The sequence below is a fragment of the Candidatus Poriferisodalis sp. genome (assembly GCF_965214215.1).
Lineage (GTDB): Bacteria > Actinomycetota > Acidimicrobiia > Acidimicrobiales > Poriferisodalaceae > Poriferisodalis.
Genome location: NZ_CBDCBD010000003.1, coordinates 1,119,761 through 1,132,813 on the forward strand (window position 1 = coordinate 1,119,761; position 13,053 = coordinate 1,132,813).

The window sequence follows — 13,053 nt, forward strand, 5'->3', positions numbered from 1 at the left end:
CAGAGCCGGACATAACTCATGATCGACGTCAACGACTTCTCTGACATCCGGATCGGCCTGGCGACCGCGGACGCCATCCGTACCTGGTCCAACGGCGAGGTCCGCAAGCCGGAGACCATCAACTACCGCACGCTCAAGCCCGAAAAGGACGGCTTGTTCTGCGAGAAGATCTTCGGTCCCACCAAGGACTGGGAATGCGGTTGCGGCAAGTACAAGCGCGTCCGGTTCAAGGGCATCATCTGCGAGCGCTGCGGGGTGGAGGTCACCCGCTCCAAGGTGCGGCGCGAGCGCATGGGCCACATCGAGCTGGCCGCGCCGGTGGTGCACATCTGGTACCTGCGCGGCACCCGGTCGTGGCTGGCGTACTTCTTGACCGGCCTCGATCCCCGCCAGGAGCTCAAGGCCAAGGCGCTCGAACGAGTCATCTACTTCGCCGCGAATCTCGTCACCAAGGTGGAGAGCGAGAAGCTGCACGCTGATCTGCCTCGGCTCGAGGCCGAGAAGGCCGAGGAGCTCGCCGTCATCGACGAGGAGCTCGCCGAGCGCCGCGCAGAACGATTCGTCGAACTCGAAAACGAGCTCGCCTCGCTGGAGGCCGAGGACGCCAAGGAGCGCGAGCTGCGGTCGGCCCAGCGCGAGTCCGACAAGGATCTCGAGGCCATCGAGGAAGAAGCCAACGAAGAGAAGGACCTCGTCGAGCGTGCCTTCGCGGCGCTTCGCGACCTGCACGAGCGGATGATCATCGACGACGAGGATCTCTGGCGGGAGCTGGAGGATCGCTACGGCCAGTACTTCGAGGGCGGCATGGGCGCCGAAGCGATCGCGCAGCTCATGGCCAACATGGACTTCGACGTCGAGGAGACTGAGCTGCGTGCCGCCATCGAGGCGTCCGACGGGCGCCGGCCGCTGTCGGCCCAGCGCAAGCAGAAGGCGATCAAGCGTCTCAAGATCCTGAGTGCGTTCAATCGGCGGGACGAGCACGGGCGCCGCATCAACGATCCGCGGGCGATGATTCTCGACGCCGTGCCGTGCATCCCGCCCGACCTGCGGCCGATGGTGCAGCTCGACGGCGGACGCTTCGCGACGTCGGATCTCAACGATCTGTACCGCCGGGTGATTAACCGCAACAATCGCTTGAAGCGCCTGCTCGACCTTCGGGCGCCTGAGATCATCGTCAACAACGAGAAGCGCATGCTGCAAGAGGCGGTGGATGCGCTCTTCGATAACGGCCGAAGGGGCCGTCCTGTGACAGGTCCCGGCAACCGGGCACTGAAATCACTGTCGGACATGCTCAAGGGCAAGCAGGGGCGATTCCGCCAGAACCTGCTCGGCAAGCGCGTGGACTACTCGGGTCGCTCCGTCATCGTCGCAGGACCCACGTTGCGCTTGCACCAGTGCGGGCTGCCCAAGCTGATGGCACTCGAGCTGTTCAAGCCGTTCGTCATGAAGCGGCTGGTCGATTCCGAGATCGCGCAGAACATCAAGTCGGCCAAGCGGATGGTGGAACGACGGCGAGCGGACGTCTGGAATGTGCTCGAGGACGTCATCAAGGAGCACCCTGTGCTGCTGAACCGGGCACCCACGCTGCACCGGCTGGGCATCCAGGCCTTCGAGCCGTTGCTCGTGGAGGGCAAGGCGATTCAGATCCACCCGCTCGTATGTGCCGCCTTCAACGCCGACTTCGACGGCGACCAGATGGCCGTGCACTTGCCGCTGTCCTCAGAGGCCCAAGCAGAAGCACGGGTGCTGATGCTGTCGGCCAACAACATCTTGAGCCCCGCCGACGGCCGTCCGATGACCGTGCCCAATCTGGACATGCTGATCGGCAGCTATTACCTCACCGAGTCGAGCGCCCTTGACGGCGACTCCGCCGATCCCGACGCTGAGGTACCCGTCTTCCGGCACTTGCACCAGATCGAGCGCTCGCTCGATCTCGACCAGCTCAAGCTGCACCAGCGCATCGAATGGCGCATCCCGCAGCTCAGCGACGGCAATGGCGGCTACGTGCCAACGACACCGGGCCGGGCGCTGTTCAACGCAGCACTGCCCGACGACTTCGAGTACGTGAATCATCCTGTGCGCAAGGGCGACATGGGCCACATCGTGCGCGCGCTGTCCGACAACTACGCCGCCAGCGACATTGCTGTCAGCCTTGACCATGTCAAGGACCTCTGCTACGCCTACGCCAGCCGCTCGGGTCTGACGATCTCCGTTGCCGATGTGAGCACCCCACCCGACAAGGCGGAGATTCTCGAGCGTCACGAAGGCGAAGCGGAGCGAGTCGAGACTCAGTTCCGGCGCGGCATCATCACCGACGGTGAGCGGCGCCAGAAGGAAGTAGAGATCTGGACCGACGCCACCGACGAGGTACGTCGCTCGCTCGAAGCCGAAATGGCCCGCACCACTTTCAATCCGATCGGCATGATGGTCGGCTCCGGTGCACGCGGGAACATGATGCAGGTGCGCCAGATTGCCGCCATCCGCGGGCTGGTCGCCAACCCTCGCGGCGACATCATTCCGCGCCCCATCAAGTCGTCGTACCGGGAAGGCCTGGCGACGCTGGAGTACTTCATCTCGACGCCCGGTGCCCGCAAAGGCCTCGTCGACACGGCGCTGCGTACCGCCGACTCGGGCTACCTGACCCGCCGCCTCGTCGATGTGGCCCAGGAGCTCATCATCAACAGCGAGAACCCCTTCGAGCGTCCCGGTCCGGTGAACGGGCTGTGGATCGAGGACGTCGCCGCGGACAGCCCCGACAAGCGCACGCACCTCGATACAAGGCTCTTCAGCCGCTGTCTCGCGGCGGAAGTCACGCTCAGTGACGGCACCGTGCTCGAGGCCGGCAGGCTCGTCGGCGAGGACGAACTGATCGCAATGCGCGACGACCCCGAGGTGACACGGGTTCGTGTGCTGTCCCCGCTCACCGACGACTCCGAATTTGGCGTGTCGGCGATGGCCTACGGCGGATCGCTCGCGACCGGCAAGCTCATCGAAGTCGGCGAGGCCGTCGGCGTCATTGCCGCCCAGTCCATCGGCGAGCCCGGCACGCAGCTGACCATGCGGACGTTCCATACCGGTGGTGTCATCGGCGGCGAGAACATCGCCGGCGGTCTGCCGCGCGTTGTGGAGCTGTTCGAAGCGCGCACGCCGCGCGGCAAGGCCGTTCTGGCTCGGCGATCCGGAGTGGTGCGCATCGGCGAGGACGACGGTCGGGGACGCCAGATCGACGTCATCGGCGATGACGGCTCCGAAGACACCTACACGGTCCCGTCCATGTCGCGGCTCGCGGTGATCGACGGGCAGGACATCCGCGCCGGTGATCCGCTCGTGGACGGTCCGCGCGACCCCAAGGAGCTCATCGAGATCCGCGGCGTGCGCGAGACCCAGCAGTACCTCGTCTCCGAGGTCCAGAGGGTGTACCGCGAGCAGGGTGTGTCGATCCACGACAAGCACATCGAGCTGATCATCCGCCAGATGACCCGGCGAGTGCTCGTGGGCGAGCAGGGCGATTCGCCGTTCCTGCCCGGCGAACAGGTCGACCAGCGGATCTACCGTGAAGCCAACCGCGAGCTGGTGGCCGAGAGCAGCCGGCCTGCTGAGGGCCGCCCGATCATCATGGGCATCACGAAGGCATCGCTCGCCACCGAGTCATGGCTGTCGGCTGCCTCCTTCCAGGAGACGACTCGCGTGCTGACCGAGGCTGCCATCGAGTCCCGCCGCGACGGTTTGAAGGGCCTCAAAGAGAACATCATCATCGGCAAGCTCATTCCTGCGGGTACCGGACAGGACGTGTATCGCAACATCGACACGATCGCCCCCGAATACGAGCCGATGGAATTCTGGTCGTCCGAAGACTCCCAGGACCCAGCCGCTTGGCTTGCCTCGATCGGCAGCGGTCCTGACGCGGACCCCGCAGGCCTCGACCCCAACGTGGCGCCGATCACCGACGCTGGCTGAGCTGCCGCTGCGCCCTGCGGCTCGCGCGACGCGAACGGTTGTCGTGCAAGGGCGCGCTGCCTAGCCTTCAAAGCCGGTTTCGGCGCGCCGCCGGGTGGGGCATTGCGCAGATCTGCCGACTCCTGTTCATCAATCTGTCCAGTTGACAGCCCCGACTCACTGGGGTCCCCTACTCCCCGAGGTACTGGTGCCCACGATCCAGCAATTGGTCCGCAAGGGCCGCAAGTCCAAGCCGACGAAGGTGCGAACGCCTGCGTTGAAGGGCTCGCCCCAGCGGCGCGGGGTCTGCACACGCGTCTACACGCACACGCCGAAGAAGCCGAACTCCGCGCTGCGCAAGGTTGCCCGCGTGCGCCTCACCAGCGGTGTCGAGGTGACCGCCTACATCCCGGGTGAGGGCCACAACCTGCAAGAGCACAGCATCGTCCTGGTTCGCGGTGGGCGGGTCAAGGACCTTCCCGGTGTCCGTTACAAGATCATCCGTGGCGCGCTCGACGCCTCGGGCGTGAATGCCCGCCAGCAGGCACGCTCGCGCTACGGCGCCAAGCGGGAGTCCTGAGATGCCCCGCAGAGGCGCCGCGCCACGCCGCGACATCGCTCCCGACCCGGTGTACGACTCCACGCTGGTCACTCAGTTCATCAACAAGGTGCTGCGGCGCGGCAAGCGTTCGGTGGCCGAGCGCATCGTGTACCAGGCGATGGACGCCATGGGAGAGCGAACCGGTGGTGAGCCGCTCGAGATCCTGAAGCGAGCGGTCGACAACACCCGACCGCAAGTCGAGGTGAAGAGCCGCCGGGTCGGCGGTGCCACCTACCAGGTGCCTGTCGAAGTGCGTCCCCGCCGCGCAACCGCGCTGGCGATCCGTTGGATCGTGGGCTTCGCCCGCGAACGCCGCGAGCGCACGATGTCTGAACGTCTCGCGAACGAGCTGATGGACGCCTCCAACGGCACCGGCTCGGCTGCCAAGCGGCGTGAAGATACGCACCGCATGGCAGAGGCCAACAAGGCCTTCGCTCACTACCGCTGGTAATCGATCACTGGTGAGCTGATCGGGATATCTGATCAATGGGACAACGCTGAAATGGCTCGAACGCAACCTCTCGATCGCGTCCGCAACATCGGGATCATGGCCCACATTGACGCGGGCAAGACCACGGTGACGGAGCGGATCCTGTACTACACCGGTGTCAACTACAAGATCGGCGAGGTCCACGACGGCGCCGCAACGATGGACTGGATGGAGCAGGAGCAGGAGCGGGGCATCACCATCACCTCCGCTGCTACCACCTGCCACTGGAACGACCACGTCATCAACATCATCGATACGCCAGGCCACGTTGACTTCACCGTCGAGGTGGAGCGCTCGCTGCGCGTGCTCGACGGCGCTGTCGCGGTATTCGACGGCGTTGCGGGCGTGGAACCGCAAACCGAGACCGTGTGGCGACAGGCCGACCGGTACGGCGTACCGCGAATGTGCTTCATCAACAAGCTCGATCGCACCGGTGCGTCCTTCTTCGGTTCTCTGGCGAGCATCGAGGAACGTCTGACGCCGAACACCGCCGTGCTGCAGTTGCCAATCGGGCTCGAGGCCGACTTTGAGGGTGTCGTCGACCTGGTCGAGATGAACGCAGTGGTGTGGAAGGGCGACGATCTCGGCGCCACCTACGACATCGTCGACATCCCTGCCGATCTCGCCGACCAAGCCGCCGAGTACCGCAGCATGCTGCTCGAGCGGCTCGCCGATGTCGACGAAGACATCATGATGGCCTACCTCGAAGGCGACGAAGTCGATGCCGACACGATCCGGCGGGCAGTCAGGCGGGGCACGCTCGAAGGCCAGATTGTGCCGGTGCTCACCGGCAGCGCCTTCAAGAACAAAGGCGTTCAACCGCTGCTCGACGCCGTGACGATGTACCTGCCTGCACCGGTGGACATCCCTGCGATCACGGGTAGCTCCACCAACGGCAAGGAACAACTGGAGCGCAAGCCCAGCGACGATGAGCCGTTCTCGGCACTGGCGTTCAAGATTATGACCGACCCTCACGTCGGCAAGCTGACCTACTTCCGGGTGTACAGCGGCCGGTTCGAGCGTGGCGGCCAGGTGCTCAACACCACGACGGGCAATCGCGAGCGCATCGGGCGCATCCTGCAGATGCACGCCAACAACCGCGAAGACCGTGAAGACATCGCGACCGGCGACATCGTCGCCGGCATCGGCCTCAAGAACACCCGCACCGGCGACACGCTGTGCGATTCGTCCAAGTCGATCGTGCTCGAACAGCTCGACTTCCCCGACCCGGTCGTGCACGTCGCTGTCGAGCCCAAGTCCAAGGGCGACCAGGACAAGCTGGGCAAAGCACTCACGGCCCTCAGCGAGGAAGATCCCACCTTCCAGGTCAAGACCGACGACGAGACCGGCCAGACCGTGATTTCGGGTATGGGCGAGCTGCACCTCGAAGTGCTGGTCGACCGCATGCTGCGCGAGTTCAAAGTGGACGCCTCGATCGGCAAGCCGCAGGTGGCCTACCGCGAGACGATCACGTCGCCGGTGAACAAGTTCGAGTACCGGCACATCAAGCAGACTGGCGGCTCGGGCCAGTACGCCGTGGTGGTCATCAACGTGCGCCCGTCCGAGCCTGGCGAGGGATACGTCTTCGAGGACAGCATCCGGGGCGGCGTGATCCCACGCGAGTACATCAGCTCGGTCGATGCGGGTTTGCAGTCGTCGCTGGAGAACGGCCCGCTGGCGGGATTCCCGCTGGTGGATGTGGCCGTCGATCTGATTGACGGCAACCATCACGACGTCGACTCTTCGGAGATGGCGTTCAAGATCGCTGGCACGATGGCCATGCGCGATGCGGCCAGGCTGGCACGGCCGGTTCTGCTTGAGCCGGTCATGTCGGTGGAGGTCGTCACGCCCGAGGACTACATGGGCGACGTCATCGGCGACCTCAATTCACGGCGCGGCCGAGTCGGGCAGATGGAATTGCGTGGCGTGAACCAGGTGATCGATGCCAAGGTGCCGCTGTCGGAGATGTTCGGCTACGCCAACGACCTGCGGTCTCGCACCCAGGGCCGCGCGACCTACAGCATGCAGTTCGACACGTACGAACAAGTGCCGCGCACCATCGCTGAGGAGATCATTAAGCGCATCCGCGGCGAATGACCCAGTCCGCCTTGGGCGGACGCGTTTGGCGCCGGTGACGAGTCATTTGGTTTGAGGCCACGGCATCCCTAGCCTCACACCGTTCAGAACAGCGAAGAAACCAAGAAACAACTACATCCCTGCACCTCACTCTCCCCCGATAGGCGAGCAGAACCCCGAAAGGCGGGTACGACATGGCAAAAGAGCGATTCGAGCGGACCAAGCCTCACGTCAACGTGGGCACGATGGGACACATCGACCACGGCAAGACGACACTGACGGCTGCCATCACGCGCGTGCTGTCCGAGCAAGTCGGCGGCCAGGCGACAGCCTTCGACGAGATCGACAAGGCACCCGAAGAGCGCGAGCGCGGTATCACGATCTCCATCGCGCATGTCGAGTATGAGACGACAAACCGCCACTACGCGCACGTCGACATGCCCGGCCACGCCGACTACATCAAGAACATGATCACCGGTGCCGCCCAGGTGGACGGGGCCATCTTGGTCGTGTCCGCTGCCGACGGCCCGATGCCGCAGACCCGTGAGCACGTGCTGCTGGCCCGCCAGGTCGGCGTGCCCTACATCGTGGTTGCGCTGAACAAGGTCGACATGGTCGACGACGAGGAGCTGCTCGAGCTCGTCGAGCTTGAAGTACGCGAACTGCTCAGCGAGTACGAGTTCCCTGGCGACGACGTTCCGGTGGTGCGCGTCTCCGCGCTGAATGCGCTCGAGGGCGACGCAGCCGCTGCCGAGCAGATCATCGAGCTGATGGACGCAGTCGATGAGTACGTGCCCGAGCCCGTGCGCGACACCGAGCGCCCGTTCCTGATGCCGATCGAGGACGTCTTCTCGATCACCGGCCGCGGCACCGTGGTGACCGGCAAGATCGAGCAGGGCATCATCAACACCGGCGAAGAGATCGAGATTGTCGGCATCCGCGACACGCAGACCACGACCGTGACCGGTGTCGAGATGTTCCGCAAGATTCTCGACGAAGGCCAGGCCGGCGACAACGTCGGTCTGCTGCTGCGAGGCACCGGCAAGGAAGACGTCGAGCGTGGCCAGGTCTGCACCCGCAAGGGCGCGATCACGCCGCACACCAAGTTCGAGGCTCAGGTCTACGTGCTGAACAAGGACGAGGGCGGTCGCCACAAGCCGTTCTTTTCGAACTATCGGCCGCAGTTCTACTTCCGCACCACCGACATCACCGGTGTGGTCGAATTGCCTGGCGGCACCGAGATGTGCATGCCGGGCGACAACACCGAGATGACCGTCGAGCTGATCAACCCGATCGCGATGGACGAGGGCTTGCGTTTCGCCATCCGTGAGGGTGGGCGTACTGTGGGCGCCGGCCGGGTCACCAAGATCGTTCAGTAACCCGATTCTCAAGCGACCAGTCAGGCACTCACATGGCAGCACCTCGGATCCGTATGCGGCTCAAGGCCTACGACCATGAAATCGTGGACCAGTCGGCGCAGAAGATCACCGAGACGGTGCTGCGTACTAATGCCAAGGTGCGCGGGCCCGTGCCGCTGCCGACCGAGAAGCATCGGTACACGGTCGTGCGGTCCCCCCACAAAGACAAGGACTCGCGCGAGCACTTCGAGATGCGCATTCACAAGCGCCTGATCGATGTGATCGATCCCACCGACAAGACGGTCGATTCGCTCCAGCGGCTCGACCTACCCGCCGGCGTAGAGATCGAGCTCAAAGTCCAGCCCTAGCGCACTATCCGCCTGCGAGCGGGCGATGTGCTGACTTATCCGCCCGCGAGCGGGCGGACTAGGTGCACCTCTGCGGTGGCAGTGAGTTCTTCGAGCATTGGGTCGGGAATGATCTCGCTGTCGATGGCGACGGCCGTTGACGATGTCTCGACGAGGTGTGCGTTCAGCGACGGATAGAGCTCGGAGAGCTGCCGTACGAGATCGCGCACATTCGCGGCGTCGAGGACAACCTCGGTGACGCCGGTGTGCTGGCGCTGATCGGTCGAGAAGTGAACGACGGCCACGCTGATGCCCGTCTCAGTTGGCCCGCCGCCGCGCGCCGGTCACTACCACGACGTGCTGTGGCTGGGGCATGGCGTCGCAAGCGGTGCTCACATCGGCTGCGATCAGCCCTCGACCGCTGTCAGTGCCTCCAGCACTCGCGGCGGCGAGAGCGGCAGATCGCTGATCCGTACTCCTGTCGCGTCTGCCACGGCATTGGCCAGCACCGGCAGCGGCGGCACGATGCCCACCTCGCCGACGCCGCGCACGCCATAGGGATGCGACGGGTTGGGCACCTCCACGATGACTGTCTCGATCATCGGGAGGTCCGACGCCACCGGAATGCGGTAGTCGAGGAATCCCGGGTTCTCAAGGTTGCCGTCATCGGAGTAGATGTATTCCTCGTTGAGCGCCCAGCCGATGCCCTGCACGACGCCCCCTTGCATCTGGCCTTCGACGTAGCTCGGGTGGATTGCCGTACCGGCATCTTGGGAAGTCGTGTAACGCTCAACGGTGACTCGCCCGGTTTCCTGATCGACGGACACGTCGGCAACCTGCACCGAGAAGGCCGGACCAGCGCCACGGGCATTCAGTGACGCGGTGGCACCCAGCGGGCCGCCCGTGCGCTTCGCATTGCCGGTGATCGCAGCCAGGGTCAGCGCTTCATGCTCGCCAGGCCCGTGCACAGCCGAGCCGTCCACCCACTCGACCTCTTCCACATCGCAATCCCAGGTCTTGGCCGCACGCTTGCGCAGCTGCGTCTTGAGATCGCGGCAGGCCTCCACGACCGCCATGCCAGTGGCAAATGTGGCACGGCTGCCCTCGGTGACGTCGGTGAAGCCGACCACTTCGGTGTCGCCCACGACCGGCTGGATCAGGTGCACATCGAGGCCCAGTTCCTCGGCGGCCATCAGCGCCATCGACGCCCGGCTGCCGCCGATGTCGGGGCTGCCGGTGATCACCGTGGCGGTGCCGTTCTCGTTCAGGTTGACCGTCGCGCTCGACGCCTCGCCGATGTTGAACCAGAAGCCCGTGGCCACGCCGCGCCCCTGGCCGTCTGGCAGCGCCGTTTGGTAGTGATCGCTGTCGCGGATTGCTTCGAGGCACTCGCGCAGGCCGATCATCGGCCACTTGGGGCCATAGGGCGTCGGGTCTCCCTGCGACGGGCAGTTGTGCAGCCGGAGGTCGATCGGGTCCATGCCGAGGTGCGCAGCGATCTCGTCGACTACCGAATCCATGGCGAATGCCGCCGCCGGTGCCGATGGCGCACGGTAGGCCACGTTGACCGGACGGTTGAGCACCACGTCGAAACCCTCGACGTAGAGGTGATCGAGGGTGTACGCCGACACGACGCACATGCAGCCGAGCATGGCGGCGATGCCCTGGAAGGCGCCGTTCTCGTACGCCAGCCAGGCCTTTGCCGTGGTGATCGTGCCGTCGTTGCGGGCACCGACCTTCATCTTGATGATCGAGCCCGGAGCTGGGCCGGTGGCCCGGAAGACGTCCTCGCGGCTCATCACGACCTTGACGGGACGGCCTGCCTTCGTCGACAGCAGCGCTGCCACTGGCTCGATGTAGATGGTGGTCTTGCCGCCGAATCCGCCGCCGATCTCGGCAGGAATGACCTTGATGCGCGACGTATCCCAGCCCAGCACCGTGGCGGTCGAAGACCGCACCATGAAATGACCCTGCGAGGAAGCCCAGATGACTGCCTTGCCCTCCTGATCGCAGTCCACGACACAGGCATGCGGTTCGATATAGCCCTGGTGCACGGCCTGGGTCGAGAATTCCCGTTCGATCACGATGTCGGCTTCGGCGAAGCCTTGTTCGACATCGCCGCGCTCGTACACCGTTCGGGCCGCAACATTCGACGGCTCGGTCGGTCGCGGCTCGACGCCGCGCGTGAACAGGCTGTCGTGAATCACCGGGGCGTCATCGGCCATCGCGTCGGCAATGTTCAGCACATGGGGGAGCTGCTCGTAGGTGACCTCGATGGCCTCCGCTGCAGCCTTGGCCTCACGCCGGGTCGATGCAGCGACTGCGGCGACGGCGTGGCCGCTGTACAGCACCGTGTCGCGCGCGATGACCGTGCACATCAGGTTGCGAGTGGCGCCTTTGGGGGGCGCTTCGGGGAAGTCTGCGCCGGTGACCACAGCCTTCACGCCGGGCATCGCCTCGGCTCTTGACGTGTCAATCGACACGATTCGTGCGTGGGGATGCGGCGAGCGCAAGATGTGCCCGTGCAGCATTCCCGGCAGGTTCAGGTCGGCTGCGTAGCGGGCCTTACCGGCGACCTTGTCGAGGCCGTCGTGGCGGACCGGACGGGTGCCGACCCAGCGGTAGCCCGATGCACCGTTGCCGTTGGTGCCGGTGCTTGCGGGAGCTTCGGTGGTGCTCATGTTCAGGTGTCCTTCTGCGATGTCGGGTAAGTCTCGATCAGCCGATGTCGATCAAGCGGGGGTACGGATCTGGACGGCGGCCTCGAGCACAGAGCGCACGATCTTGTCGTACCCGGTGCAGCGACACAGATTGCCGGCAAGCGCGTAGCGCACTTCGGTCTCAGTGGGGTCGGGGTTCTCGTCGAGCAGTGCCTTTGCGGCGATGAGGAACCCGGGCGTGCAGATGCCGCACTGCAGCGCAGCGCCTTCGAGGAAGCACTGCTGCAGCGGGTGCAGCTCGTCGGCGCTGGCGAGACCTTCACAAGTCGTGATGGCTGCGCCGTCGGCTTCGGGGGCAAAGATCAGGCACGAGCACTGCAGGCGCCCGTTCATGATGATCGAGCAGGCGCCGCAGTCGCCGGTGCCGCAGCCCTCCTTGGCGCCGATAAGCCCCAGCTCGTCGCGCAGAGCGTTGAGCAGCGATTCGCCGTCTTCGGTCAGAAAATCAACGGCATCGCCGTTGACCTCGCAGGTCACGTGGGTACGGCTCATCAAGAGGCTCCGTTCTGTCCGTTGGTGGTTCGAATGCGGTCTGCGGCGATGCCGGCGGCTCGGCGGGTAAGCACACCGGCGACCTGGCGCCGGTAGTTGATCGTGCCTCGCTTGTCGTCGATGGGGTTGCAGGCGTCGCTGGCCGCTGCGGCGGCTGCGGCCAGCGCAGCGTCATCGAGCCGGCTGCCGGCCAGCGCCGCCTCTGCCGCGGGCACCCGCACGACGGTGGGAGCGACTGCGCCGAGCGCCACGGTGGCAGCGCTCACGGTGCCGTCACCGTCCAGCGTGAGCCGGACGCCGGCGCCGACCACGGCGATGTCCATCTCGGTGCGCGGGATGAGCCGCAGGTAAGCGTCCGAAGTGCGGGCCGCCGGGCGGGTGAGTTCGAAGCACGCCACGATCTCGTCGTGCGCCAGCGACGTCTGACCTGGCCCGGTCACCACATCGGCGACGGGTACCCGCCGCTCGCCGCCGGCGCCTGCGATCACTGCGACCGCATCGTTGACGACCAGCGCCGGGACCGAATCCGCTGCGGGCGAGGCATTGCACAGGTTCCCGCCGAGGCTCGAGCGATTCTGGATTTGATCCGACCCGATGAGTCCCGCAGCCTCCGTCACTCCCGGGAAGTCGGCAGCGAGCTCAGCGTTTGCGGTGAGAGCCGAACTGGGCGCTGCGGCACCGACGAGCCAGGTATCGCCTTCGAGGCTGACTGACATCAGACGATCGATGTTCTTGAGGTCGATCAGCATCGATGGTTCGGGCCGTCCGCCGCGCATCTGCGGCACGACGTCGGTTGCGCCCGCGAACACGATGGCGTCGGCATCGTCTGCGAGCAATGCCCGAGCCTCATCGATGGTGGTCGGTGCGGCGTATTTCATGCGGATAGCTCCCGATCCGGTCTCTGCGGCATATGTCTCAGCACCGCCTGTGAGCGGCTGTGTCTGACAGGCCGCCTTGCGGCAATGGCCTGTACGGCAGCGGACGATAGTTGCGCTGGACCGTCCTTGGCGACTGAACGATCCGCTCCGCCGCG

At 65.3% G+C, this 13,053-nt stretch carries 10 protein-coding genes; 6 read left to right on the forward strand and 4 right to left on the reverse strand.

The genetic code is table 11. The annotated features are described in order from the left end of the window. Positions 1-18 precede the first annotated feature (18 nt). The 6 genes from ACOOF5_RS07410 (at position 19) to rpsJ (ending at position 8,829) form a co-directional block, all read left to right on the forward strand. On the forward strand, positions 19-3,957 hold the full coding sequence (locus ACOOF5_RS07410; RefSeq protein WP_420437872.1) for a DNA-directed RNA polymerase subunit beta': 3,939 nt from the start codon (positions 19-21) through the stop codon (positions 3,955-3,957). A 187-nt stretch (positions 3,958-4,144) separates the two neighbouring features. Continuing rightward, positions 4,145-4,516: a 30S ribosomal protein S12 gene (gene rpsL, locus ACOOF5_RS07415; protein WP_419837519.1), complete on the forward strand. Its 372-nt coding sequence runs from the start codon at positions 4,145-4,147 to the stop codon at positions 4,514-4,516. Between the two features lies 1 nt (position 4,517). Next, entirely contained in the window at positions 4,518-4,988 is a 471-nt protein-coding gene (gene rpsG, locus ACOOF5_RS07420; RefSeq protein WP_420437873.1) for a 30S ribosomal protein S7, read from the forward strand. 51 nt (positions 4,989-5,039) lie between these two features. After that, positions 5,040-7,124, forward strand: a complete 2,085-nt coding sequence (fusA, locus tag ACOOF5_RS07425) for an elongation factor G (RefSeq protein WP_420437874.1) — start codon at positions 5,040-5,042, stop codon at positions 7,122-7,124. A gap of 173 nt (positions 7,125-7,297) precedes the next feature. Continuing rightward, on the forward strand, positions 7,298-8,482 hold the full coding sequence (gene tuf / locus ACOOF5_RS07430; protein WP_420437875.1) for an elongation factor Tu: 1,185 nt from the start codon (positions 7,298-7,300) through the stop codon (positions 8,480-8,482). 32 nt (positions 8,483-8,514) lie between these two features. Beyond that, positions 8,515-8,829, forward strand: coding sequence for a 30S ribosomal protein S10 (gene rpsJ, locus ACOOF5_RS07435; protein ID WP_323671069.1), 315 nt, complete (start codon positions 8,515-8,517; stop codon positions 8,827-8,829). 35 nt (positions 8,830-8,864) lie between these two features. Here the strand turns inward: rpsJ and ACOOF5_RS07440 are convergent, their stop codons facing one another. From ACOOF5_RS07440 to ACOOF5_RS07455, 4 genes are all read right to left on the reverse strand, one after another. Continuing rightward, entirely contained in the window at positions 8,865-9,113 is a 249-nt protein-coding gene (locus ACOOF5_RS07440) for a MoaD/ThiS family protein (RefSeq protein ID WP_420437876.1), read from the reverse strand. A 102-nt stretch (positions 9,114-9,215) separates the two neighbouring features. Further along, the gene (locus tag ACOOF5_RS07445) at positions 9,216-11,489 is read right to left on the reverse strand and encodes a xanthine dehydrogenase family protein molybdopterin-binding subunit (RefSeq protein ID WP_420437877.1); all 2,274 of its coding nucleotides are present in this window, start codon (positions 11,487-11,489) and stop codon (positions 9,216-9,218) included. Positions 11,490-11,540: 51 nt separating this feature from the next. Continuing rightward, complete coding sequence (locus ACOOF5_RS07450) at positions 11,541-12,020, reverse strand: (2Fe-2S)-binding protein (RefSeq protein WP_419837535.1); 480 nt, start codon at positions 12,018-12,020, stop codon at positions 11,541-11,543. Continuing rightward, the gene (locus ACOOF5_RS07455) at positions 12,020-12,898 is read right to left on the reverse strand and encodes an FAD binding domain-containing protein (protein WP_420437878.1); all 879 of its coding nucleotides are present in this window, start codon (positions 12,896-12,898) and stop codon (positions 12,020-12,022) included. The genes ACOOF5_RS07450 and ACOOF5_RS07455 overlap by 1 nt, the downstream gene beginning before the upstream one ends. Positions 12,899-13,053: the final 155 nt, after the last annotated feature.